The 23,975-nt window shown below is 57.1% G+C and carries 20 protein-coding genes and 1 pseudogene; 10 read left to right on the forward strand and 11 right to left on the reverse strand.

Going from position 1 to position 23,975, the window contains the following annotated elements:
* The first annotated feature begins 57 nt into the window (after positions 1-57).
* The 4 genes from HCN58_RS10295 (at position 58) to HCN58_RS10310 (ending at position 6,180) form a co-directional block, all read left to right on the forward strand.
* Positions 58-3,285, forward strand: coding sequence for a condensation domain-containing protein (locus HCN58_RS10295; RefSeq protein WP_171579230.1), 3,228 nt, complete (start codon positions 58-60; stop codon positions 3,283-3,285).
* On the forward strand, positions 3,278-3,568 hold the full coding sequence (locus tag HCN58_RS10300) for a hypothetical protein (RefSeq protein WP_171579231.1): 291 nt from the start codon (positions 3,278-3,280) through the stop codon (positions 3,566-3,568). The genes HCN58_RS10295 and HCN58_RS10300 overlap by 8 nt, the downstream gene beginning before the upstream one ends.
* 1,105 nt (positions 3,569-4,673) lie before the next feature.
* Complete coding sequence (locus tag HCN58_RS10305) at positions 4,674-5,651, forward strand: Bug family tripartite tricarboxylate transporter substrate binding protein (RefSeq protein WP_171579232.1); 978 nt, start codon at positions 4,674-4,676, stop codon at positions 5,649-5,651.
* 361 nt (positions 5,652-6,012) lie between these two features.
* Positions 6,013-6,180, forward strand: coding sequence for a hypothetical protein (locus tag HCN58_RS10310; protein WP_171579233.1), 168 nt, complete (start codon positions 6,013-6,015; stop codon positions 6,178-6,180).
* An 852-nt stretch (positions 6,181-7,032) separates the two neighbouring features.
* Here the strand turns inward: HCN58_RS10310 and HCN58_RS10315 are convergent.
* Positions 7,033-7,467, reverse strand: a complete 435-nt coding sequence (locus HCN58_RS10315; RefSeq protein ID WP_171579543.1) for a DUF2721 domain-containing protein — start codon at positions 7,465-7,467, stop codon at positions 7,033-7,035.
* Positions 7,468-8,025: 558 nt separating this feature from the next.
* Positions 8,026-8,184, reverse strand: coding sequence for a hypothetical protein (locus tag HCN58_RS35675; protein WP_235983583.1), 159 nt, complete (start codon positions 8,182-8,184; stop codon positions 8,026-8,028).
* Between HCN58_RS35675 and HCN58_RS10320 the strand changes: the two genes are divergently transcribed.
* Positions 8,114-9,253 carry a TAXI family TRAP transporter solute-binding subunit gene (locus HCN58_RS10320; protein WP_235983561.1) on the forward strand — a complete coding sequence of 380 codons (1,140 nt, stop codon included), beginning with the start codon at positions 8,114-8,116 and terminating at the stop codon, positions 9,251-9,253. The genes HCN58_RS35675 and HCN58_RS10320 overlap by 71 nt on opposite strands.
* A 380-nt stretch (positions 9,254-9,633) precedes the next feature.
* Here HCN58_RS10320 and HCN58_RS10325 read toward each other — a convergent pair whose 3' ends face one another.
* The 4 genes from HCN58_RS10325 to HCN58_RS10340 form a co-directional block, all read right to left on the reverse strand.
* Positions 9,634-10,704, reverse strand: a complete 1,071-nt coding sequence (locus HCN58_RS10325) for a SphA family protein (RefSeq protein WP_171579235.1) — start codon at positions 10,702-10,704, stop codon at positions 9,634-9,636.
* A gap of 61 nt (positions 10,705-10,765) precedes the next feature.
* Entirely contained in the window at positions 10,766-11,296 is a 531-nt protein-coding gene (locus HCN58_RS37390) for a helix-turn-helix domain-containing protein (RefSeq protein WP_171579236.1), read from the reverse strand.
* Positions 11,297-11,417: 121 nt separating this feature from the next.
* Positions 11,418-12,062 carry a response regulator transcription factor gene (locus HCN58_RS10335; protein WP_171579237.1) on the reverse strand — a complete coding sequence of 215 codons (645 nt, stop codon included), beginning with the start codon at positions 12,060-12,062 and terminating at the stop codon, positions 11,418-11,420.
* Between the two features lie 171 nt (positions 12,063-12,233).
* Positions 12,234-13,475, reverse strand: coding sequence for an HlyD family secretion protein (locus HCN58_RS10340; RefSeq protein WP_235983523.1), 1,242 nt, complete (start codon positions 13,473-13,475; stop codon positions 12,234-12,236).
* A 90-nt stretch (positions 13,476-13,565) separates the two neighbouring features.
* Between HCN58_RS10340 and HCN58_RS10345 the strand changes: the two genes are divergently transcribed.
* The 5 genes and pseudogenes from HCN58_RS10345 (at position 13,566) to HCN58_RS10365 (ending at position 18,822) form a co-directional block, all read left to right on the forward strand.
* On the forward strand, positions 13,566-14,201 hold the full coding sequence (locus HCN58_RS10345) for a hypothetical protein (RefSeq protein ID WP_171579238.1): 636 nt from the start codon (positions 13,566-13,568) through the stop codon (positions 14,199-14,201).
* Between the two features lie 54 nt (positions 14,202-14,255).
* A complete protein-coding gene (locus HCN58_RS10350; protein WP_171579239.1) occupies positions 14,256-15,689 on the forward strand; it encodes a DUF1254 domain-containing protein in 1,434 nt (477 codons plus the stop codon).
* A 77-nt stretch (positions 15,690-15,766) separates the two neighbouring features.
* Positions 15,767-16,124: pseudogene (locus HCN58_RS10355) on the forward strand (HdeA/HdeB family chaperone).
* Between the two features lie 264 nt (positions 16,125-16,388).
* Complete coding sequence (locus HCN58_RS10360) at positions 16,389-16,742, forward strand: response regulator transcription factor (protein WP_235983524.1); 354 nt, start codon at positions 16,389-16,391, stop codon at positions 16,740-16,742.
* A 193-nt stretch (positions 16,743-16,935) separates the two neighbouring features.
* Positions 16,936-18,822, forward strand: a complete 1,887-nt coding sequence (locus HCN58_RS10365; RefSeq protein WP_171579240.1) for a sensor histidine kinase — start codon at positions 16,936-16,938, stop codon at positions 18,820-18,822.
* Positions 18,823-19,964: 1,142 nt separating this feature from the next.
* Here the strand turns inward: HCN58_RS10365 and HCN58_RS10370 are convergent.
* The 5 genes from HCN58_RS10370 to HCN58_RS10390 form a co-directional block, all read right to left on the reverse strand.
* Positions 19,965-21,473, reverse strand: a complete 1,509-nt coding sequence (locus tag HCN58_RS10370; RefSeq protein WP_171579241.1) for a primase-helicase family protein — start codon at positions 21,471-21,473, stop codon at positions 19,965-19,967.
* Between the two features lie 11 nt (positions 21,474-21,484).
* Positions 21,485-22,582 (reverse strand): bifunctional DNA primase/polymerase, encoded by a 1,098-nt coding sequence (locus HCN58_RS10375; RefSeq protein ID WP_171579242.1) that lies wholly within the window; start codon positions 22,580-22,582, stop codon positions 21,485-21,487.
* Entirely contained in the window at positions 22,543-22,746 is a 204-nt protein-coding gene (locus tag HCN58_RS10380) for a hypothetical protein (RefSeq protein ID WP_171579243.1), read from the reverse strand. The genes HCN58_RS10375 and HCN58_RS10380 overlap by 40 nt, the downstream gene beginning before the upstream one ends.
* Before the next feature lie 51 nt (positions 22,747-22,797).
* A complete protein-coding gene (locus HCN58_RS10385; RefSeq protein WP_171579244.1) occupies positions 22,798-23,088 on the reverse strand; it encodes a hypothetical protein in 291 nt (96 codons plus the stop codon).
* Between the two features lie 67 nt (positions 23,089-23,155).
* Entirely contained in the window at positions 23,156-23,878 is a 723-nt protein-coding gene (locus HCN58_RS10390; RefSeq protein ID WP_171579245.1) for a DUF3102 domain-containing protein, read from the reverse strand.
* Positions 23,879-23,975 lie beyond the last annotated feature (97 nt).

Below are 23,975 nucleotides of genomic sequence, written 5' to 3' on the forward strand. Positions count from 1 at the left end.
CTGCCGTCATAATCCTCAGTCCCAGCTTAGGTGTCATTCCAACGCGGATTGAGAAACATGCTAGCCGAACGTTCCAAACACCCACGGCTCTCTGCTCCGTTTTCGTGCGTGGCCCACCTTCTTGAGCATCAGGCCAGGCGTATTCCCGAGGCACCGGCGATTCTCGCTCCGGGCCGCGCTCCGCTGACCTACGGCCGTCTTTATCAGCACATCGACGAGGTGGGGCGTGCGCTAAGGGCTATGGGGATTGGCCATCGTGATCGAATCGTCGTGGTGCTGCCAAATGGTCCGGAGATGGCGGTGGCGGTATTCGCCGTCGCAATGATCGCGGCGTGCGCCCCGTTGAACCCGGTCTACGGAAGCGAGGAACTGGACAGGTATCTCGCCGATCTGCGGCCTCACGCGTTGATCGCGCTAGCTGGAATCGACTCGCCGGCCCGCAGAGCAGCGTTATCGCGCGGTATCCGTGTCATCGAGCTATCGACCGCATTCGATTCTGAGGCTGGTCTCTTCGCGCTCACGGGAGACCACGGGAGTGTGCAGTGCGACGAGCCCGTCAGCAGCGCCGGCGATGTGGCGCTCCTGCTGCCTACGTCAGGTACAACATCGCGCCCCAAGATTGTCCCGCTGACGCACGCCAACATCTGTGCGTCAGCGTACGCGTCCGGTGCGGCGTTGGCGCTAACAGAAACTGATCGATGCTTGAATATCGTGCCCCTGTTTCACAGTTATGGTTTGAATGCGACCGTGCTGAACTCGCTGGCGATCGGTGCGAGTGTCGTGTGTGTCCCCGGGTGCGACGTCAACAGTTTCTTTGCGTGGTTAACCAGGTTTCGGCCGACGTGGTACTCGGGGGTGCCAACCATGCATCAAGCCATTCTCGCCCACGCTCGGCACAACGGCCTGCGAGCGCCTGACAGTGGGCTACGGTTCATCCGTTCCGCGACAGCTCCTCTGCCACAGCGTATCCTTGACGAACTGGAGTGGACTTTCGGGACCTCAGTGATCGAGTTCTACGGCATGACAGAAACGGCTTCCTCGCCCATAGCATGCAGTAAGCCGCACCGGCGCAAGTCGGGGTCGGTGGGTGTAAAGGTGGCTTTAGACGTCGCTATCATGGACGAAGGAGGGGCCCTCATGCCGCCCAGTCGCACGGGTCAAGTCGTCGTCCGTGGAGAGAGCGTCATGTCAGGTTACGACGGCAACGAAATCGCGACCCAGGCCGCATTTGCGGGCGATTGGTTCAAGACAGGGGATATCGGTTTCTTTGATGACGACGGGTACCTGTTTCTCGCTGGCCGCATTAGCGAGATCATCAACCGCGGTGGGGAGAAAGTCGCCCCGCGGGAAGTTGACGAACTGCTTCTGAAACATCCAGCGGTGGAAGAGGCCGTGACCTTTCCCGTCCCACATGCCACGTTGGGGGAGGATGTCGCGTCGGCAGTCGTGCTGCGGCCCGACGCTGTGGCAACGGCGAAAGACATTCGTCAGTTTGCCATCGGGCGCATCGCCGAATTCAAGATTCCGCGCCAGATCCTCATCGTCAGGGAAATCCCAAAAGGCCCGACCGGCAAGGTGCAGCGCATCGGCTTGGCGGCAAAACTGGGTTTTGAGGCTAGCACTGACACATCGCGGGCCTTCGTTGCGCCGAGGACGGAGCTTGAGAAGGTGCTGGCCAAGCACTGGGCAGAGATCCTCCAGGTCGAGCAGATCGGTATTCACGATGACTTCTTCGCGGCGGGCGGAGACTCACTTTTGGCCACCGACGTTCTCAGCCACGTTTTCGACATCACGCAAGTCGAGCTCGAGGTTTCGCGATTTTTCGAGGCCCCGACTGTTGCGGAGGTAGCGCACCATCTAGAACAATTGATCGACGCCGGCCAAGCGTTCGAACCTTCCTCGGCCATTGTTCACGCGCCCCGAGAAAATGGAATGGTGACAACGTCCATAGGCCAGGAGCAGTTTTGTAAGCTGCAGCACGCTCTGCCTGACTTACCCTTTTTCAATATTCTCCATGCGCTCCGACTGACGTCGCCCTGCGACATTGCGGTCCTGGAGCGGAGCATCAACGAAATCGTACGACGCCACGAAATTCTGCGCACAACCTTCGCCCATATCGATGGTCAATACGTGCAGGTCATTGCGCCTCAGTCGGCTGTGCCGCTGGCGTTCGACGATTTGCGGGGGCTGCCGTCTTCGAAGAAGGAGACTATCGGACATCAACTAATTCAAGAAGAGGTTCTTCATTCCTTTGATCTCGCGAAGGGTCCCCTCATTCGGGCTCGCTTGGTGCACCTCGCGAAGCAGGAACACCTCTTCCTTATCTCCATGCACCAGGTCGTGTGCGATGGCTGGTCGCTCGGCGTGTTCGTCGAGGAACTCGTCGCTTTATACGACGCGTTCTTGGGCCAGGGGGAATCGCCGCTGGCACCGCTCTCTATCCAGTATGCGGACTTTGCGCACTGGCAGCGGCGCTGGCGGCTACATTCGGAGATCATTGCGCAGCTTGAATATTGGCAAGAGCAGCTGCGAGAGCCTTCGTCCGTGGTCCCGCTCGCTAGGTCCGGTCCGAGACGGGCAATCGATGATCTCCGCACAGCGCGGCGGGCGTGGACATTGCCGGCGAGCCTAGCGGAAGCCGCCAAACGCTTCAGCCGACAAGAAGGTGGCACGTTGTACATGGCGCTCGTCGCGGCCCTGAAGACGCTGTTGCATCGTTACCTGGGCGAGGACGACGTTCGGGTGGCCACGAATGTTGCTAATCGCAATCGTCCAGGGACCGAGGCCCTTATTGGCCCTCTGGTCAACACGGTGATTCTCCGCACGAATCTTGGTGGCGATCCCAGTGCTCGAGAGGTGATGCGTCGGGTTCGTTCGACCGTCCTTGCAGCCGTCGCCCGTCAGGATCTTCCCTTCGAAGAGCTCGTTCAGACGCTCGAGCGCGAGCGTCGACTCGCGCCGCTGGCTAACGCCATGATCATATTTCAGAACTCCGCATTGCGCCCGACTGTAAACTCAGGACACAAGCTCACTTTCGAGGAGGCCAATCCGAACGTGCTGGTACCTCTAGTGACGATAACATCATTTGATGTTATCTTGATGCTGAGGGAAAGTCCTCATGGCTTGGCAGGGACCTGCGTTTACAAGCCGCACCTCTTCCAAGCTGCGACGATCGATCGCCTGCTTCGCGATTTCCAGGAGGTGCTCGCACGCATGACAGCGCATCCTGAGCAGCCAATTTCGACCATCTGTGTTGCGCTGAATGAACAAACATCGAATGGTTGAGCGCGTCCTAGGCGTATCCTTTGATCTAACGGCCGTTAGGAAGCCAAGGAGGGGAGTTGCTATGGGAAACACTCAGGGAATGCCAATATTCAATGACGATGAACTTGCAGGTCTCAGCCAGGAAGAACGCGCGAAACTCAAGGCGGAGGCTTTACATGAGATAAAGACCAATAGAGACATCGCGGATTTATTGAAGACTAAGCCGGAAGTGTTCGCGAACCGTCGAGAAGTTAGAGAAATAGTGAGAAAGGTGTTGAAGCCAAAATTCAACATTCCTCGGTAGCCCGGCGTGTGGTGGAAGGTGAGGAGCCGTAGCGGCTGATGCGCGATCCAGAGAAGACTCTGGCATAGTACTGACGAAGCTGACGAATAAAGTCGGACGACCGGCGGCGGAGCCAAGGCCCGGGCGAGGGGTAACTTTCCGGGCGCAGGCGAGATGCGAGTTGGCATCTAGCGTGCCGATCCGCGCGGTAGCGAGCGTGCGCCGGTGTTTGGTTCGAGTTAACGGCGATGGAGATGGGAATGAAAATGATCATGGCCATCTTTTCTGCCGCTCTGTTGATGCTGGTGGACGAAGCGAGCGCGCAGACCACGTACTCAGTGAGCGTCAGTGTTCACGCTAGCGTTCGAGCACTGAGCAAAGAGCAGGTCCGTCAAATCCTGAAAAAGGCATCAAGGATTTTACGGAAAAATTCCGTAAGTAACGGCGACGCCGACGTTGCATGTGATGTGACCTTCACACTAAAAGGTCCAATTCGCACCTTCGGATCAGCCAATACGCCTCCAATAATTATGGATGAGCAGCAAAGAGACGCGGTACATGAGGTAGATTCCGATGTCGCTGACGTCGACTTTCACGTCAAGGTTGTCGACGAAATCCAGTTCTGCAGGCCGGAGCTAACTGATCCATCCTTCAATGGATGCGCATTTCCGATTGAATCTCGCTCGATAATTGTTGTTCGTCCCCGCAGGAATTTCCCCGACCATATCCTATGGGCTCACGAGTTTGGACACCTGACAGGTTTGGGACATCGAGATTCGCAGTGCGCGCTCATGACATCGTGTAGTGTTGCCGAACTTAAGTCCGTTACTCGCCCTCGGGTCAACAAGCAAGAATGCAGTTGCTTGCGCGGGGGACCAGGATTTTGTCAGTTACCAGCCGCAGTCCGTTGCCCGCCCCAGCCAGTCAGTTGCCAGTAAAAGCGCGTTGACTGACGGCTTGCGGACTTCCGCGATAGTGCGAAAGGGTGTAATTCCTTGCTCGATCTCCATCTAGACGCGCCGAAGCCACGATGGTGCAAGGCGTGGGTGCCATAGGCAGGCCGTCCAACGTCATTGCTCACATGTTGAGCTGAGTGAGCCTGTGGGCACTGCGCGGAGTGAAGTCAATGAAACTTCCTCGCAGAGAGTTTCTGCAGTTGGCAGCCAGCGCAGCTGCCTTAACGGCAACGTCGCGGACGGTATCGGCGTTCGCATATCCGACGCGTCCGGTTCGCATTTTCGTCGGCTTCCCTCCCGGTGGCACGTCGGACATCGCTGCCCGCCTCATTGCTCAGTGGCTTTCGGAACGCCTCGGCCAACAGTTTGTTGTCGAGAACCGGTCCGGCGCCGCCGGCAATATAGCGGCCGAGGCAGTCGTTCGCGCGCCTGCGGATGGCTATACGCTGCTTGCGGCTACCGCCAGCAACATCGTGAATGCCGCAGTGTACCAGAATCTTAGTTTCAATTTTGTTCGCGACATCACGATGATCGCCGGTATCATCAATCAGCCGTTTGTTCTTGAGGTCAATCCAGCCTTTGCAGTGAATTCCGTTACCGAACTCATCTCATATGCCAAGGCCAATCCTGGCAAGATCAGCCTAGCTTCTTTCGGGGCCGGCACACCCTCCCATGTCGTCGGCGCGATGTTCAAAATGAAGGCTGGCGTCAACATGATCCACGTTCCCTACCGCGGTTCGGCGCCGATGGTCACTGATCTCCTCGGCGGTCAGGTACAGGCTGCATTCGATTCCCTGCCTTCATCCATCGAGCATATCAGGGCAGGCAAGCTGCGTGCGCTCGCGGTCACCACAGTGACGCGCTTGCAAGCGCTGCCAGACATTCCGACCATGGACGAATTCCTGCCGGGCTTTGAAGCTACCGGGTGGGTTGGCATCGGCGCTCCGAGTGGCACACCGCGCGAAATAATCGACAAGCTTAACCAAGAGATCAATGCCGGTCTTGCCCATTCGATGATCAATGAGCGGCTTGCGGATCTAGGCGGCGAGGCGTTTGTAAGCTCGCCTGCCGGCCTCGCGAAGTTCGTCGCCGAAAAAGCCGAGGTATGGGGCAAGGTAGCGCGAGCAGCCAACATCAGGGCGGAATAAGCACCGATCCACGTGTCGTGCCGGAAGCGGACGTATCTGCGATGGTATGCTCACGCACACCAAGGCAAGCTGCGCGGGGCCAACCTGACCAGCACTAGAGCCGCCACCGCCCACGTCGAGTCCAAACCGCAAACGGCTCTGGTCTCCAAATCTCCCATGGCTCTTCTCTCCGATCCCCTGACACTCCCCCATACAAAATCAAATGGTAATTTGGACGTCGATCCAACAACCATCTGGGATCGCCCTGACCTTGAGAAGGTTAAGCTCTCAAGATCTTGCGTGTCCGCTTATTGAGATAGGCCAGACGTAAAGCAGGCAGGGTCAGAGCGTCCGCGTGGACCCACAGCGGACATGGAAGACATTGGACGATCAGGTAAGTCCTTCCGAAAACGTCTGGGCCGGCTGCCCCGTCAATGGGTCGCTGATCCAGTTTGTGCTCTCGCTCGCGCAATTCCAAACCGATGGCGAAGGCGCGGTGCTCTGTTCTCGCTTGATCGACCCGCGCAAGGTCCTGACCTTCGCGGGCTGAGAGAGGCGTTCTCTGGAACTGCGTTCTTACGGCCCGGCTGCAGAAACCAGCTGCACTTACCGCAATCTCTTGAAGAGTAGTAGGTGGGCGTCCCTTTGGCTCCAAAAGTCGAGCAACTTCTCGATACAGGCAGTCTTCGCGGGCGCTGGCTTCTGCCGTGTCAATCGTGGGCGTGGTGTTGATTGGACCAAGCCGCGAGTCAGTCCGACACGACGCACAAAGGGTGGCTACAATGATGAGCAACGACGCGCGGATCATCTCTCAATATCCGAGGGCTTTTCAACTTTCGTCGCGACACGTTTACCGAACTAGCCGGACTTGACTATGCAAATCCGGACCAGCGCCTTTCCACGATCGCGTGTCCGTTTTCGCATAGTCGGAAGATGCCTGGCCTGACTAGAATTGAACCCGAGCCAAATAGGACCCGTTCCTCGACAACGGGGCCAATGCCCGGAGGCTAAAAATGCCTATCTCAATCTCAATGATAGTCGTGAGTTCGCAGCTGGTTGTCGCTGTGGCCGATGGCGTGCCTAAGTTCGACATTGCTCGGAATTGCAAGCTCGATATGGCCGCTACGGCCCGACTCTCCGTCAGACAATCGACGAAAAGCTGTGTCAACGATGAACAGCAGGCGCGTCATCAGCTGGCCAGCCAATGGTCTAAATTCCCCGCGCCAAGCAGAGCAAGCTGCACGACCAACGAAAGCGTTGGTGCTACGCCGAGCTATGTCAGTCTATTGACATGCCTCCAGCTGGGTCAGTGGGCTCGGTAGCCGCCCTGCTAGTGTTCCGCCGATGGTTTGGCGGCGACTGCGACAACGCAAGCCTACATTGGGCGAACGGATTAATTGCGTCAGCCGTAGTGATCAAACTCGCTCAGCGCAATTCGGACCTCACGTGCAAAATCAATCAGCGACGTTGTGAAGGCCGCAAGCGAGAGAATAAAGAGAACGGCAACGCCCCTTTCATGCTGAATATGAAAGAACGCACTCACGAACGCGACGACGATCAGTAGGCTGATTGAAATGCTGGCGGCGATAGACCAGAAGATCGCTCTGTTCATCATGGCTGCGCGCCTGATGAGGCGAGGCAGATCAATTTTGAGCCGACACCTGGCCGCGTCGTCGTCGGGAATTCCGTTCAGGTAAATTGTTCGATCGATAATTCTGTTCAGGCGATTTATCAGCACTGCGATAAACGCGGCCAGTGCACCGAGGAGGAACGCCGGGGCGGCTGCCTGCGAGATCACGTGCGAGAGCTGACTGACTGTCGGAGTATCAGGTAACATTGGGCTTAACCGTACAAGATTCGCCGAGTTAAAATGCAGTTCACTAGCGATACCGTGATCGTACACACGGGACGGCGTCCTCGGATAAATTATCTCTGCAGGAGCCGGCGCGAGCAGGAGCAAAACTACCACGGCAGGAGTAGCTGCAGGTTTTATTTGATCGGTCTCCGATATTCCCGTCCGGGCATGGGATATTTGAGACGTCGTTTGGTCGATGTCATGGGATGTTTTTTCCCGCGCCAGATCTTTCAGCGCGACTGACAGTTCGCGCGATTGAACCCTAAGAAACGAGTTTGCGGTCGGCTATGCAAAAACGGCGCGACGGCAAAATGGCGATCAATAAAGAGAAGGACGCCGATATTGCATAGCGGCGACTATTTCGGTTTGCATTGATGCATTGAGCCAAGTCCTCAATGCCAATCGGACAACGTACATGTCGACGTCGCCTCGAACATCATCGATCAGCTTGGCACCCAATCAATGGCCTCGGTGGTTCAGGATTGCGCTTGTGGGCGTAGTCACATGCGCAGTGATAACGGGTGGTTGGCTTACCTACCGCTACCTGGCAAAGCCCGTTGTGTTGACGGTTGCCACCGGATCTGCCGATGGCGAGGCTCTCTCCCTGATATCGGCAATTTCAGCGCGTTTGGCGTCAACGAAGTCGCACATACGATTGAAGGTGGTTGATAGCGGCACGTCCTTGCGCGCTTCAGACATGTTAGCTTCCGGCAAGTCGCAGCTCGCCATTGTCCGGGGGGATACCGGCAATCTGTCCGACGCAAGAAGCGTGCTCTTGTTGACGCACGGCGTGGTGCTCATCCTGGCGCCGTCAAACGAAAGCGCCGATGGTCTCGGTGACCTGCGCAATTCGACGGTTGGGATCATTGGCGGAGAGGTCAACCGGCCGGTCGTGGCGGCTTTACAACAGGTCTATCCGTTCGACCGCGACAAGGTCCGCTTCCAGGACATTGCGCTCAGCGATAGCGCGGCGGCCCTGCGTTCGGGGCAGGTTAATGCAGTTCTTGTCGTTGCACCCCTTACCGAGAAATACCTTGCAAAGGTCAGGCAATATTTTCAGCAGGGAGCCAAGGGGAACGCGCCGAAGCTGATCGAAATCGGATCGGCAGGGGCGGTTGCAAACGTGGCCCAGTACTACGAGAGCTATGACATTCCGAAGGGCACCCTACGAGGTGCTCCGCCTGTTCCCTCGGATGATCTGACATCCTTGCGGGTCTCATTCATTCTGGCGGCTGACAAGTCTGTGGATGCCGGAACGATTACCGACCTGACACAGGCGCTGATCGACGTCCGGCGGGATCTGTTGTCAGAATATCCAATATTGGCGCAAGCCGGCGCGCCGAGCATGGATGCTGGCGCACTCATTCCCATTCACCCGGGAGCGGCCACCTATTACAACGGAAATCAGCAGAGCTTCCTCGATAAGTATGATGACAAGCTATACTACGCCTCGTTGCTACTGGGGTCGCTCGTGTCTATCATTCTTGCGGCATGGCGCTTTGCCGGCTCAAAGGGCGAACCTGCAAACATGCTCCAACCGCTCTACGAACTCGGAAGCGAAATAAGGAATGCCAAGACCGAAAGCGAACTAGAACTAACTGAAAAGAAAATCGACAGCATTCTGAAGAGCGAGCTTGCCAGGAATGCTGCTGGTGATGGCCCCGAAGGCGCTGATATCGCGGCGCTCACCCTTGCTGCGCACAGACTTCAGTATCTGATGAGCCATCACAGGGCACGGCTTGGCCAACCGCCGGCCGCTCCTACGTAAGACTATAGTTTTGCTCGCGAGGATCGCCCGGGCCTATTGAGCGGACTTCGTGCTTACCTTGGCACGAAGCGGTTCCGGGGTACTTATCGCCGGACTCGCGAAGTGTCTTGGCTCGCCGTCGCGGTGTCTATCATCCTGTTGAAGCAGACGCTCGAGTTCAGCGAAATAGCGCCGCCGCCAATCGGCCGATAGGCAAGCTAGGTATTCAAGGTCGCGCTCTGTCAGCATTGACATGACGGGAATTAGCCAGAATTACCTGTCGCATTTGCGTCATAAAAGAAGCACCCGCGAACGTGATTACCAGATCTTAATTATCAATAACGCCGCCCGTGATGCTGACCGCATCCGGGAAGCAGAAAAGCGCAGAGCATTGGTCCAGTTTACTTCGTGACCATGCGCCGAATGGGCGCACCGGCGCTGGGCGCCATTGGCGAGATCGAGAACGTCAGCCACGTGTTCCAGCCCGCCGGCCGGTTTTCGTTTGCAAATTCGCCATAGCCCTTCAGGTTTAGATACCCCTGCATATCGCCGACCGGGAACAGATATCCGATCTGCGGGCCGACGCCGAGGACACGTGAGCGGAACCCGCCCAGGATCGGGTGCTGGCCGAAATCGTCCGTGATTTGCTGATACGCATATCCGACAAGCCCGACGAATATCTGCTTGGACAGAAACTGCGAGGCACCCCAGTCGACGTGAAAGTCGATACCGTTCTGATACTGCGTGTCCTGATTTTTGAAATTGTAGGTAAATCCTCCAACCACTGAAAATTCGTGACCGGCCTGTGGATTGAAATAGGTGTAGCCGCCGCCTCCGTCGATAGCAGCGTGGCCGATGCCCAGATTGGCGAGGCGCGTGGGGCTGTAGGCACCTACCGGAATGTCTCCCGTCAGGTAGGTCATGAAATTGTGTACGCCCGCGTTCCACTTCAGCGTCGCTTGCGGATAGAGATCGCCCACCGAAGTAATGGAATCTCCGATACTTCCCATCCGCGTTACTGCAAAAGGACCGACCGCGGCCGTAAGCGTACCATCGATTGTGGCAGCCGACCGGCCGAATAAGCCGGTCACGCCGATAGCCAATTGCCCGCCCAACACCGGCGTCGCGAACGTATAGGTCGGATTCAGCAGAACGAGGTCAGCCTGCGCGTTCAAGCGCAGATTCAAATCGACATTGATATTGGCGGGGATTCTGCCGACCTGGATTTCCCTCGCCGCCGCTAGATTGCCAAAGGCACTTACGCTGGTGTGATAGTAAACTTCGGCCATGGACCACCCTGGCACCTGAGGAGTTGCTGCGAGGCTGCTGAACCTTCCAGGAAGCCAGTACGAAACACCGCTCTCATCGGCGTGGGAGATTTCAGGGAAAAGGCTAACCGCAAGTATCGCGATGCCGATACTCGATGGAAGCAATCGAATAAACGATTTTGGTTCTATGATACTTGATGCCATGGCAGCCCCCATGCTCGGATCAGCAATTGATTCCAACTAGATACCGGAAGCATGATTGCCGCTATGCGGAATCAGCCTGCGGCCAAAGTTTAGCGTCGCTCCGTTGTCGTATTGCCACAACTGAGGGTAGCGGACGGCCCGCCACGCCTGGTTCAGGACCCAAGCCGAGCATATCCTGTGGGCGAAAAGCTTCGGTCGTGATGGGCCGGGCCTCAGCCGCGAAGTCTCTATGCAATGTTTGCGAGGGGCTTTCGCCGAACACCTTTCGGTACTCGACGGAGAAGCGCCCTAGCTCCATGAAGCCAAAGCAAGTCGCGACATCTGTGACTGAGACAAGATTGCAGTCTGCCGATAAGAGTGTCCATCTTGCTAGGGAAAGCCGCATCATCCGTAGATGCCGGCATGGTGGAACGCCGCGTACTTTATGAAATGCCTTCCGTAGGGTTCGTTCGCTTACGCCGAGCGCACGGCAAAGGCCCGTGATATGGAGCGGCTCATCCAGATCGGCGAGAGCCAAATCCTCTGCCTTTTCGACCAACTCGCGGCTCGACCTGCCTTCGATCCTGGACGGGATTGCATCTGTGCTTTCCATGGTCTTGTGCCTCTGAAGACATCAATTCGGCACAACACAACATCGGGCGAGCTTCGTGGATATTGTCCTTTCGGGCAACCGAAGGCGCGTCTCGCGCACGCACCCCGTCCGACGCCGGTTTCTATCGATGAATAGCGGTCGACGCAGAAGGCGGGGCCAGCAATCCCAGCCGCTCGGCAATGGATACAGCTTCAGCAAGCGACTGAACCTGCAGCTTCTGCATCACCATACGACGATGGGCTTTGACGGTCCGTTCTGAGGTACCGAGCTGAAATGCGATTTGCTTGTTCAGCTTGCCGCGGACCATGAGCACAAAGACCTGGTCTTCCCGCGTAGTCAGGGTGCCAACCAGTGATCTAAACCAATTAAGTTCGTTCCGGCTCTGCTCCATAGCCGCATATCTAGCCAGCGCGCGTTCAATCGCTTCCAACAATATTTGTTTTGAAACTGGTTTGGAGAGGAAATCTTCAGCACCTGCCTTGATGGCGCGCACACTGGTGGGAATATCGCCGTGGCCTGTCATGAAGACGATTGGCCAACTGTGGGACACCTTCGCAAGCTGCTCTTGAAGCTGAATGCCTCCCAATGTTGGCATCTGGACGTCAAGCAAAATGCAGCCCGGCCTTGCTTCTTGGCTTGCTTGCAGAAAACCGGTCGCGGATTCGTAATCTGCAACCTGATAGCCAGACGCGATCAGCAGTCGCGACACTGACGTTCGAAACGCCGCGTCATCATCAACGACATGAACCATAGGAGCGCCGGTCATCTCGTCTACGCCCTTCGCAATATAAAGGAAAACGAGTAAGCAGTATTATCTACGTATGGAGGGAGAATAGCGCACGTATCCCAAAGGTCAACGCCTGGTTGTGGGCGGGCCGGCCACGCAGTATCCAATATACCAAATGGTTTTGCTTGGGGGTGTTTCCGCTGTCGCCGGCTACAGGTAAGCCGTATAGGAGCTGACCCACACGAGAATAGACGCCAAGACACCGATCACGCCCGCGTTAGCCGCAAATGCGGTTGCGCTCCCCGTCATTCCAAGCCGCAGCGATTCACGCGTGATATCGTCCGGAATGGAGATTTCTGCTGGAAAGACCGTGGCGCCGCCAAGCGAATTTGTACGAGCCAATGTCCCCGATACCGCGATCTGGCCCTGGCCGATGCCCTTGGGAATTGCCGTAATCCTGGCGTGGTAGATGCGGCCCGGGACGTTCTCGAAGATGATATCCACGCGGGTGCCTTCCTTGATCGTCTGAAATCCGTTCTGCGGAAATATTCCGACGAGCGTGACGTCATTCTCGACAATGAACGACATCGCGGAGCGCATCTGCACGGCGCGGTCGCCGACTGCCAGTGCGACGACTGTCACGTATCCATCGGCAGGTGCACGAATTGTGGTTTGCGAAAGCTCCCAGCTTGCGCTCTTCAGCTGTGCCTCAATCTGCGCGACGGCAGTGTTAACGCCTCCAATTTCGGAATCCATCGCGAGTTTGGCGCTCTGCTGCGCTGCTTTGGCGGCGACGAGCTGCGCCGATACGGTCTCGAACTGGACCTGCTTGTCCTGGCTCTGAAATTCCGTGTTCGCATTATCCAACACCAGGGTCTGAATGTCCGCGAGCCGCTTGGTGTTGTATTTGAGCTGAGCAGCCAGTCCCGCAACGTTGGCACTAGCCTGCTCGTAGTTCGATTTCAGGATCTCGGTCTGCTGGCGCGCCGCGGCCAGCGAAGCCTGCAGCTGAGCAACCTTGTACTGGAAAGGCGCAGGATCGATCTGAAACAAGACGTCGCCTATCTTCACCGGCACGTTCGGTTTGACGGGAATGGCAATGACCTCACCCGTCACATTCGGCGTCACTTCGACCACCCGGCCGGTTACCGTTACGTAGCCCGATGGCGTGAGATAGTTAAAGAGCCCGAGAAAAACCCCGAGAATGAGCGCGCCGACTAACACCGAGACGGTGCCCGACATCCAGCCCCAGCGCACCAGCTTGAACTTTGAAAAGACAACCCACAGCCCGACTATGTAGAGGCACAAGATAATAAGCATGGTCGGCCCCTCTATAGTCCGTTGAAATAGCTGGACTGTAGGGCGCCCACTGATCACCGCTATGCAAATTCGGTACGACGATATTGCCCGTCGCTCGCACCTCTGAATTTCGCGCTCCGTCCGATTTTGCATAGCGGACGTCTCCGAGCCCCTCATAGTCTCAAACAGTGAGCCATCCTCTGGATTGCTTCATGGAATCGAGATGCCTCGCAAAAGGAGCAGATGATGAGACCCACTCAGATTGCCATAACGCTCGCATTGACCGTTGCTCTACTCGACGCAGGGACGGCGCTTGCGCAGACGTCGTCTCCCGCGGCGCCGACGCCGATGAAAACGATTGGCGGCGCTAACAGTGCTGCGAAGCCGGAGCTTATTCAGTCGCTGATCGTGATGAATTCACGTGGCGCAACGCTTCAAGGCGACAAGCTGACGCTGATTGGCGTGGCGCCAAACTCTATCGTCTTTGCCGATCGACCTGTTCGACTCGCCGGCCACGAGCCGACGGCAATGCTGCTGGAGGATTGGGGCAAAGGAAACGACAATTTCACGAAGGATCCTCCCAATGCGACCATTTCGGCGTTCAGCAAGGACGGTTCCTCGGTGAAGGATGCCGTCGTGGTGCTGAAGACCCCCAAAATTGAAGGTGACAACCTGACCTTCACCGTGCAGCTGCTGGAAGGCGATATCACCGGCGCCGATGGTCCGGCCTCGCTGTTCATCGACATATTCGGTGTGTGGCGGCGCGCCGCGTTTCGCGGTGTCGTCTATGCCGGAGCAGTCGGCGCAGCCGCGTACGCCGCTGCGCCATACTACGGGCGCCCGGCCTGCGGCTATTACCCCTATCCGCCCTGCTACTGAGACGTAATCGAGAAAGTGCCGCTTGAACGTCAGCACTAAGCAATGGAGAATAAAATGGATATCACCAGACGCAACCTCACTGTTGGTGGCCTGAGCCTGCTTGCAAGCGCTTCGGCGAGCACCTTAAGCCGAGCCGAACTCGGCGAGCTACTCGGCATCGGCGGAGGACTCGAAGATTTTGTCCTGGCTACTGATGCCTACGTCTTCGGCTATCCGCTCGTCACCATGGAGATGACCCGCCGGGTCATCACCAACGTAGCCGAGGTTAAGGGCTCGCACGGTCCGATGGGCCAGCTCATCAAGCTCAGGCAATACCCGGATCCGTCGTTCAAGTCCGTGACCGCGCCGAATGCCGACACGTTGTACACGACGGCGTTCATCGATGTCGGCAAGGAGCCGTGGGTTATCAGCGTCCCCGATATGAAGGACCGCTATTACCTGCTGCCAATGCTGGATGGCTGGACCAACGTGTTCCAGGTGCCGGGCAAGCGCACCACCGGAACCGGCGCGCAAACTTATGCCATCACCGGGCCGGGCTGGAAGGGTACCCTCCCATCCGGCGTCGAGGAGTTGAAGGCACCGACGAGCATCGTCTGGATTTTGGGCCGCATCTATTGCACGGGTACTCCCGAGGATTACGCGGCCGTGCACAAGGCGCAAGATGAGTTCAAGCTCGTGCCCCTGAGTTCTTACGGCAAGTCCTATACGCCGCCGGCGGGGACGGTCGATCCGTCGATCGACATGAAGACTGCGGTGCGCGAGCAGGTCAACAAAATGGATGCGGTGGCGTACTTCACGCTGCTCTGCAAGCTCATGAAGGACAATCCGCCGACAGCGGCGGACGCGCCTCAAATTGCCAAGTTCGCCAAAATCGGGATCGTGCCCGGACAGGATTTCGATGCCAGCAAACTCAAGGCGGATTTCATCAAGCGCGTGCCGGAAATTGGCGTGGACCGCATCATGATCCAATACAAGATTAATAAAGACATGAAGGACGAGAATGGCTGGGGCTTTACAACCAAAACCGGGCTCTACGGCACCGACTACCTGATGCGGGCGCTGGTCACCGCGATCGGACTAGGCGCCAACCGTCCGCAGGACGCGGTCTATCCCGTATCGAAGGTGGATGGCGACGACAAGACCTACAATGGCGCCAACAAGTACGTCATGCGTTTCCCCAAGGGACATTTGCCGCCGGCCAAAGGGTTCTGGTCATTGACGATGTATGACAGCAGCTATTTCTTCGTCAGCAATCCGATCAACCGTTATTCGATCAGCGCACGGCAGGATCTGAAGTCGAATCCGGACGGGTCGACGGACCTCTACATTCAGACGGACTCGCCAGGCAAAGATAAGGAAGCGAATTGGCTTCCTGCGCCATCGGGCGATTTCATCCTGATGCTGCGGATGTACTGGCCGAGCGAGGCCGATCCATCGATCATTGATGGCTCCTGGAAAGTCCCGCCGGTGAAGAAGGTGGCGGTCTGATGCAAAGGCGGCGCCGACGCTTCTGTGCCGGTGCCGCTCAGCCATAGATGCCAAAACTCACTAAAGGAGAATAGCGGATGTATCGGCCCCTGACACTTGCAGTGATGCTTTTGACGCCGTTGATTCAACCCGCCCGGGCCCAGGTAGATCTCAGCGCCCTACGCCGACGTCAACGGTTTTCTCGACGTCCAAAAACTGACGTGCGCGCAACTCGCGGGGACGTGGCAGGGCGACGCCGACATGCTTACGACCTGGTATAGCGGCTGGTACAACGGTCTTGCTCGCAAGCACTATCTGGACCTCAGGAAAGGAAAAGAGGCGGAGCACGAGGTCATCGTTTATTGCAAGGCGCATCCGGAACAGTTGATCATCGAGGCCATTGCAGTCGTGTTCAAGGACATGCGGGCGAAGCTCGGAATCGAGATGAAGCCTTGAAGGGCTCACACGGGCAGCGCTTATCGAGGCGAGTTGTGTAGAATACCTGACACAAGAGCGCAAACTGCCGAGCGCAGCGAAGGTACTGTACGGGATTGTGGTTGGCGAAAGTGAGAAATGGTCCTAACCTCGACCCACAACACACTAATCAATAAAGGCTCAGAATACCCCGCCATTTTCAATGTCGGGAATTTCGATATCGTCCACGGTCGTTTACCGTTGCACGGGAGCTTGTCCGACGATTCTGTAGGGATGGATAATCGAATGCACACGATCGCGATCGTTGAGGACGATCCGCGCACGCTGCAAGGCCTAAGCCGGCTTCTGTCGGCGCACGGTTTCCATGTCCAAACGTTCGAATCGGCTGAATCGTTTCTTGAGGTGCTCGCAAAGTGCGAAGCCAAGTGCCTCCTTCTGGATATCCATCTCGGCGCCATGTCAGGTATCGATCTCAAGCGGCGCTTGAGTGCTTCGGGGAGCACCATGCCGGTCATTTTTATGAGCGCACTTGAAAACGAAGCAACCAGCAAGGAAGTGTCTGAACTTGGCTGCGTCGCTTATTTGAGAAAGCCCTTTTTGGCAAAATTGCTCATTGATGCAATCAACGGAATTCCGTGAGTGGACCCGGTCCAGCAGAAATCGACATCGCCTGCGCCTCGGCATTTGTTGCGAAATTTGCCTAAAATTTAATGGCCTTCGCGCTGCGATTGAAATTGAACGGAGGGACTCCCCTGCCGCGAGCTATTGGAGTAGGCTCGGCGCCGCTCATTGGCGGACCTGATCATTTCAAAGTATTGAGTGTTGCTCGGAGATGACGTACCGGACGATTCTTTGCGCGGTTTTCCTGTTTTTGGTGGCTGTTGACACGGCTTGCGCCGAACCGAAGCGCGTATTTCTCTTGCATTCCTTTGGCCGTGATTTCGCGCCCTGGAATGAGTACGCCAGGAGCATTCGTGAGGAGTTGGATCGGCAGTCGCCCGGTCCAATCGACATCTTCGAGGCTTCGCTGGCAACCGCACGTTTTGCCGGCGACGAAGAGGGGCCGTTTGTTGACTATTTGCGCACCCTCTTCGCTACGCGCAAGCTCGATTTGATCATAGCCGTCGGCGGGCCGGCAGTAAACTTCGTACAGCGGAACCGACAGCAACTTTTCCCGGCTATCCCGGCGCTGTTTACAGCTTTGGAACATCGGCGTGTTTCCCTCAGTAGATTAACGGCAAACGATGCTGTGGTTGCGGCGAATAATGATTTCCCAGTCATCATCGATAATATCTTGCAGGTGCTTCCCGAGACAACCGATGTCGTTGTGGTTCTCGGTAACTCTCCGCTGGAGAAGTACTGGGTGGAGCAGTTACGCCTCGATTTTAAGCGGTTCGAAGGACGGGTCGCGTTCACCTGGTTCAACGAATTGTCGCTTGAAGAGATGCTCAAGCGCGCTGCAACGTTGCCGCCACGGTCAGCCATCTTCTTTGGGTTGCTATCTGTTGACGCAGCAGGAGTTCCTCACGAAGAAGGTAAAGCGCTGAAGCGTATTCACGAGGTCGCCACCGCCCCAACATTTAGTCATTCAGATCACTTCTTTGGGCAAGGGATCGTTGGTGGACCGCTCATTTCAATTTCGTCGGTGGGTCGACAAGCCGCCAACGCGGCCGTTCGAATTCTTGGTGGAGAGGCTCCCGAAACTGTCAAGACGGCTGCGATCGGATATGCAAGTCCCAGGTTCGATTGGAGAGAGCTGCAGCGCTGGGATATCAGCGAAAGCCGGCTTCCCAAAGGAAGCGACGTCTACTTTCGCGTCCCCAGTATGTGGGAGCAGTATCAATCCCAGGTGACAGCTGGAGCTGCTGCTCTGCTGATCCAGGCTGCGATCATCTCCTGGTTGCTTCTCGAGCGCCGTCGTAGGTATTTCGCTGAAGCGGAGGCGAGCAGCCGCCGTCGGGAGGTCGTACGCTTGAATCGTGTCGCAACAGCGAGCGTGCTCTCGTCATCCATCGCTCACGAAATTAACCAGCCCCTCGGAGCCATTCTGAACAATACCGAGGCCGCGCAAATCATGATCAAGGCGAATCCGCCTGATCTCGCGCAGGTTGGGGAAATCCTATCCGATATCATCCGCGACGAGCAGCGCGTCGCCGAAATCATTCTTGGCTTGCGAAATCTTCTGAATAACACGAAGGACCAGAACCTTCAGACTTTCGATCTAAACGACACCGTCAGCGAAGTACTGGGAATTCTCGGACCCGAAGCAGCCAAGCGGGCGGTCACGGTGATCAACGAACGACCGACCGACGCATTGCCCGTGCGAGCTGATCCGATCCACATTCAGCAGGTGATACTCAACTTGATGATGAATGGTATGGATTCCATGGACGCTTGCGAACCGGAGTCCCGCAAACTGATGGTTCGAACTTTCCGAAACCTTCACTCCAAGATGGCCGAGGTCGCAATCGCGGACTCGGGAAAAGGCATTCCAGAGGAGAATCTGAAGACCGTTTTCAACGCATTCTTTACGACCAAGCCGCAGGGCACAGGATTGGGATTGCCGATCGCCCGCACGATCGTTCAGACGTACGGAGGCACCATCTGGGCCGAGAACCGTAACCGCGGGACGGTATTTCATTTCACCTTGCCCTTGTGCGCCGCGAGCCACGGTAAAGAAAAATATGGAGAATCGGCTAGCGGGCTTTTAAGAAGCTGAATCTGTCTGACGGCCGCCTATTGTCCTTAGCAGAAGTGCCCATTAGACGCGGCAACGTCGCCAGCTGGGGAATCAGCGGACATAACACACGATCGCCCCGCCCGGAATTGCATGGCGCCAACAGTATGCACCTCTGTTGGAGGCACGACTCCCTACCTAAGCGTTTTCATCCCCTAGCGCTCCCCCACCGAATGACTGTCGACGCGACTGCGTCGAGATTCAATCATAATCGGCGCCGGGCTTAACCTTGAGAGGATTGAGCTCTGGCGGGTGAAACAGAATAGGGCTCCAGGCGCCGCCGGACCGCACGTGAAAACGCCTTCAGGCGACATCAATCCGGGTCGCTTACCCATTTCCTAAAGAAAATAATTTTCTTACCCATCGGGAGAGTGCGCGCGCTCCGATATTGCCCTCATAGCGTTTGTGGCGCTGGAAGGACCCGCAAAAAATTCGGGCGACCGACTAAGAGAAATCTTTCTCGCGAGCGACTCGAAGATTCGGAATCGATTCGACTCGTCGCCGATGATTCGAGGCGCCCTCATTGGCCGCTGTGCCTAGCCTTCGAGTCAGGGCGCTCTATAGGGGCCCGCGCCATTGGCTCTTGCTCTTCGTGCGTCGCGTTTTTGTGCAGGCTTGCACAACCATAGATTCCGCCCCGTCGCGGATATTGTTTTAAGCTTCAAGCATTTGAGATTGTTTCTCTTAACGCAAAGGTGCGCCGCCGTGCGGCCGGGCCGTGATCGGGGCCGCCTAGCGGGGATAAAGAGCGCATCGACGCTGTGTGGTGCAGGCCATCCGAGCCGGGCCCAGGTTGGGGGTACCGGGTTTGAAGGCGGTACCGGGTAGGGCTTTTCCAGAATTCGGAGCCAAAAGTCAAAGGCGTGACGCTTCCCGCCACCTCAGAGTTCCAATGTGTCACGCACGAAACCCTATAACACAAGGGGCTTGTGACGCTTCTGTCGCTTCTGCCTGATTTGCGGACCACCTCTATAGGGAGAGTACAGAGCGTGCTGACCTGCCCGAACTACTCTGTACCCCCTTACACTTACCCCTTAGAAAGTGTCAGAAGCGTCACAAGCGTCACCCACACTGGAATTTGAGGCATTTCGTGAGTGACGCTTCAGGTGACGCTTTGACGCCTTCTACGTGACCTTTCGGCCTATCCGTGCGTTCATGACCCGCACCGCCTCCTTATGCGAGGGGGCGGACCACTTCCGCGCGTTGTTTGACCGGCCGCCGAGAGCCCATCCGAACTTCTTCAGCTCTTTCAGCAAGCCGCGATGGGTAACGACCAATTTCGAGTGCTGGCTTTTTAGCCAGTCGCGGCAGTCGCGCAGGACCACGGACGACTTGATTTCCACCTCGCCCGTCCACTCGGGGGAATCCTCGCCGGGCCCAACTGGCAAGCGCTGTTCCGTGACCAATTCATAGTACCAGAGTTGAACGCCCCTCAATCCCTGTTCGACTTGTGCGGCGAGGGCGGCGGTCTTCGGCACGTCCTGCCGTGGCGTCCAGCTTCCAAGGTCCATCGCGAGCATATCGGTCATGAAAGCGGCGAGTCCGCCGTTGTTGATTTCGTTGTGTACGTCCGCCCAGTACTTCACGCGGCGGGCCTTCTCTTCGTCGCTAATGCCGGGCTTGCTGACTTGATTGCGGTCGCTGACCTCCATCACCGCGAAACGCCGCTCTTCGAACGTCGCAGGAACGGCCCATTCTTCGTTGGTAGCCATTATCAAGCCGACGCGATTCACGCCGAACGCCTCTTCCTTGTACATCGCGCGGTAGAGGACATGCCGATCGGTGATTAGCTTTTTCAAAGTCCCTTCGTCGTCTTTGTTGCCGCCCCACACGGCTTCGTCGGCGAATACAAAGCAAGCCGTTACTAGATGGCCGCTGAATTGTCCCGCGAATTGATTGCGTCGACTCACCGGGAGTCCGTGCGAGCCAAATATCTTGACCATGGCTTCGCCTAGCGTGGTCTTGCCGACGCCCTTAGCCCCCTTGAACACTAGCGACGTTTCGCACGGCAGGGCCGGGTTCTGCATTTTGTAGGCAAGCCAGCGCAGAACGTAGGAGTTAAACTCTTTATCGCCGTTGCACAGATCATTGAGAATCATGTTGCGGAACTTCGTCCAGCCGCCGCTTCTGCCGCGCTCTTCAGCCGTTAGAGGCTTCACGCCAAACCCGGCCCATAGATTCAAGCGGCCGTTGACGATGCGGCCTTCAATGCCTTCGCCGGGGTCCACTGTCGAGTCGAACGTCAGGCCGATTGCTCCCGCTCGCCGGGGCCATGCTATCCACGCATCGCCAAGCGGTATTGTGCTGGCTGCGTTCTTCGACAGCCCGTCCATGTCACGTTCGATCCGGATGTTTGAGAAATGAGCGCAGAACGCTTTGAGTTCGATGCTTTTCCAGAAGCGACGGCCGGGGACCTCGTCGTTTTCATCCAGATACATCACACGCAAATTGCCATCTAGAACGGTGCAGTACTTTTCGTTGAGCGCCTCCAGCTTTGAAAGGGCCTCTTCGTCATAGCCTTCAGCGGCGACTCCGTCGTCGCCGTCGTCAATCGCGCCGCTGTTAAGCCATGCGTCGTCATCTTCCATTGCGTGGAATTCGGCCGCCGCGCCTTTCGTCATCGTCTTGGTCATGGTCTTGGCCCTCACAAATCCGCGAATTCTTCATCGGTGACAGCATTGGCAGGGACCAAGTCGTTTGCTCCATCGTCGCGAAGTATCTTGAAGAGCGTTCGAATCGTCACCATGCGGCCGTCGCGTTCGGCGTGCAGCGAATCCCATCGCTTGCCGATCTTCTCCGCGTCGTCTGAATAGGCGGGGTCTGACGTTGACCACTTGATGAACTCGCTACGGGCTTCGCCTGCGGACCCGTGGTGACATGCCTGCATCAGCGGAAGCCACTTATCGTTCGAATTGAACTTTCGCGGACTTAGGCGCGCGAGCGCTTCGGCGATTTGCGACGGCGTCCACTCGCCGCCGTCGCCCCCGCCGTCCTCGCGCGGAGTCCGCTTGATGGCGCGCAACAGCGCGGCCGGAATCTTTGGCAAACCGTCTTTGATGTCGGGATGGTCGGGCGACCAAAAGTAAGGCTTGCGGTTCGGATGCATTGAACCGGCGGCAACGACTTGACGGCCCCTCGATTTGAATTCAAGGCCTGGGTACGCGTCCAGCGTTTCACGGATCAGCACGTCGGCGGGCTTGCGCATGTAGCAGTGCCAGCCCCCGGACCCGGTGTAGACGCGTGGGAAGGCGTCGCCGTCGATTCCCAGATCGAAACACAAGGCGACAAAACTGGTGTCGCCGCCGTTGCGGGGGTCAACGTCGAGAACGACCAGTTCATCGGTCAAGCGCACGCCGACATTGTAGCCGCGTTCGATGCAGATCGCCCGGACCTTCCGACAATTGTAGTTTCGCACCGGCCAAGCCGTATGCAGAGGATGCTTGCCGATGGCTTCCTTGACCCATTTGCCCTTTTTCAAAACCCATCGGACTTGAAAAGGCCTGTACAGCGGAATCAGCGAAAAGACGTCCAAGTCATAGCGCATCAAGTCCTTGCGCCGCTCGCGCGGAATCGTTCCTTTGGCGCCAGCGATCTTTTGTTTCATAGTCTTAGCCCTCGAGTCCATCGTTGCCTGGCCCTGCCAGGAGTTGCCATCGTGCGGGGCCGTTCCTTTTGGCGACGGCGGGTCGCCAGTTGAAAAATCTACCTGGCGTTCCGCGCGCCGTCGCGCTTGCGCTTCCAAGCCGCGAGTTCACGCCGATTGTAGAAGCGAACGCCGCCGATCTTGATTGAAGATGGAAAGCCCGGTTCGCGCGCACGATGGCGGAAGTTGTCCAGCGTTTCGCCGACAAGCGCTGCTGCTTCGGGCGTCGGGGCGACGTCTGCAAGTTTTGGCGTCGTGTTCATCGTGGTAACCTTTCTGTCTGCTAGGAGGTTAGCGAGATGATCTTTCTGGAGTCAAAGGAACGATTGTCGCCGTCTCTGCAGGGCTTCCCGGCGCTTGGCATATTTAAGCGCTGCTTCGTTCTTCAGACCTTCTTCGACTATTCGCTTCAACGCGAGGGCTAGGACCGTGTGCGTCTCGGGCTTCATTGGCCCGGCACCCTCAACGAACTTTGAGAGATTTATATGCTGCCAGGCGGCCCGCTGCGATGGAGTCGCGTGCCACAGTTCATCGGAATAGAGTCGGTACGCTGCATGAAGAAGTTTCAGCAATTCAGCATTGCGTGGCAGAATGTGTTTGGGCATGACATTGGACTCCTTTCGGTGTTCCGGCGGGCTTCGCCGAAGAGGATGGACGTACAACTTCGTCGCCTTATGGCTGCCTGATATCGGCGCGATCAGCCTTTTGTCGGATGCTCTCGTCGCCGGCGATTGTCTTCAGCACTCGCTCTAACTGGCTAACAATCCCGCGGAGCCGTTCGGGATCAAACGCCTTTGCTGCAGCGATGAAGTTTTCAGGGTTCTGATCTAGTGCGTTCGCGAGCAGAGAAAGCGCAACTGAAAGTGGCTTGCCGGCGCCAGGCGGGAGGCCATCGTCGGCTTCTCGGCGGTCGTCACCGCTCAAAGTTGGTGCGGCTTCATCGTCTTCGGCCGCCGGCGCCGGCATTTGTTCGTCCTCCCCATAGTCGACCCCTTCCTCTTCATGTTGGGCCGCCATTTCCCTCGCCACATTTAAGGTGACACGGGTGTCGATCGCCTTCAGCGCAATCGATTTTGCAACGGCTTTATCCGTTGTGGCCACGAAGTACAGCGCGCTGAGCGAGATATCCATGTCGCCTAACGTGACGTCGGGTCCATAGGCGCCTCCATCACATGCTGTGCAGAATTCTGCGACCTTCCGGTAACGCAAGGCAGTCCGTACCGACCAAGAAAAGTTAGTCTTAAGCCAGTTGGCCCACGCGCCGTGCTCACATTCCGCCTCGGCTGCGATAAGCTCGCGACCAATCTCGACGACGCTTGCGAGCGTCCCTTTCTCGATAGATTTGATCCTCTCAACACGTCGAGCGAGCCGGCTCGCGTTGTTCTTGGTCATCATGACGCGCTCCTTGAAAACGACTTGAACAGCTCGCAAGCTACGGAGTTTAGCTTTCCGTTGGCGAGCAACAGAGAGATGTTGCGAGGACACACGGCGG

Origin of the sequence: Bradyrhizobium australiense (genome assembly GCF_013114825.1) — a bacterium.
In the GTDB taxonomy this organism is placed as follows: domain Bacteria; phylum Pseudomonadota; class Alphaproteobacteria; order Rhizobiales; family Xanthobacteraceae; genus Bradyrhizobium; species Bradyrhizobium australiense.

Excerpts from the sequence above, each read along its gene's own strand:
- HCN58_RS10295 (WP_171579230.1), top strand. The coding sequence starts at position 58 with ATGCTAGCCGAACGTTCCAAACACCCACGGCTCTCTGCTCCGTTTTCG.
- HCN58_RS10345 (WP_171579238.1), top strand. The coding sequence starts at position 13,566 with ATGATGAGACCCACTCAGATTGCCATAACGCTCGCATTGACCGTTGCT.
- HCN58_RS35675 (WP_235983583.1), bottom strand. The coding sequence starts at position 8,184 with ATGTCTGAAGCGCGCAAGGACGTGCCGCTATCAACCACCTTCAATCGT.
- HCN58_RS37390 (WP_171579236.1), bottom strand. The coding sequence starts at position 11,296 with ATGGAAAGCACAGATGCAATCCCGTCCAGGATCGAAGGCAGGTCGAGC.
- HCN58_RS10390 (WP_171579245.1), bottom strand. The coding sequence starts at position 23,878 with ATGATGACCAAGAACAACGCGAGCCGGCTCGCTCGACGTGTTGAGAGG.
- HCN58_RS10385 (WP_171579244.1), bottom strand. The coding sequence starts at position 23,088 with ATGCCCAAACACATTCTGCCACGCAATGCTGAATTGCTGAAACTTCTT.
- HCN58_RS10365 (WP_171579240.1), top strand. The coding sequence starts at position 16,936 with ATGACGTACCGGACGATTCTTTGCGCGGTTTTCCTGTTTTTGGTGGCT.
- HCN58_RS10340 (WP_235983523.1), bottom strand. The coding sequence starts at position 13,475 with ATGCAAAATCGGACGGAGCGCGAAATTCAGAGGTGCGAGCGACGGGCA.
- HCN58_RS10360 (WP_235983524.1), top strand. The coding sequence starts at position 16,389 with ATGCACACGATCGCGATCGTTGAGGACGATCCGCGCACGCTGCAAGGC.
- HCN58_RS10305 (WP_171579232.1), top strand. The coding sequence starts at position 4,674 with ATGAAACTTCCTCGCAGAGAGTTTCTGCAGTTGGCAGCCAGCGCAGCT.
- HCN58_RS10325 (WP_171579235.1), bottom strand. The coding sequence starts at position 10,704 with ATGGCATCAAGTATCATAGAACCAAAATCGTTTATTCGATTGCTTCCA.
- HCN58_RS10335 (WP_171579237.1), bottom strand. The coding sequence starts at position 12,062 with ATGACCGGCGCTCCTATGGTTCATGTCGTTGATGATGACGCGGCGTTT.
- HCN58_RS10380 (WP_171579243.1), bottom strand. The coding sequence starts at position 22,746 with ATGAACACGACGCCAAAACTTGCAGACGTCGCCCCGACGCCCGAAGCA.
- HCN58_RS10300 (WP_171579231.1), top strand. The coding sequence starts at position 3,278 with ATGGTTGAGCGCGTCCTAGGCGTATCCTTTGATCTAACGGCCGTTAGG.
- HCN58_RS10370 (WP_171579241.1), bottom strand. The coding sequence starts at position 21,473 with ATGACCAAGACGATGACGAAAGGCGCGGCGGCCGAATTCCACGCAATG.
- HCN58_RS10350 (WP_171579239.1), top strand. The coding sequence starts at position 14,256 with ATGGATATCACCAGACGCAACCTCACTGTTGGTGGCCTGAGCCTGCTT.
- HCN58_RS10315 (WP_171579543.1), bottom strand. The coding sequence starts at position 7,467 with ATGTTACCTGATACTCCGACAGTCAGTCAGCTCTCGCACGTGATCTCG.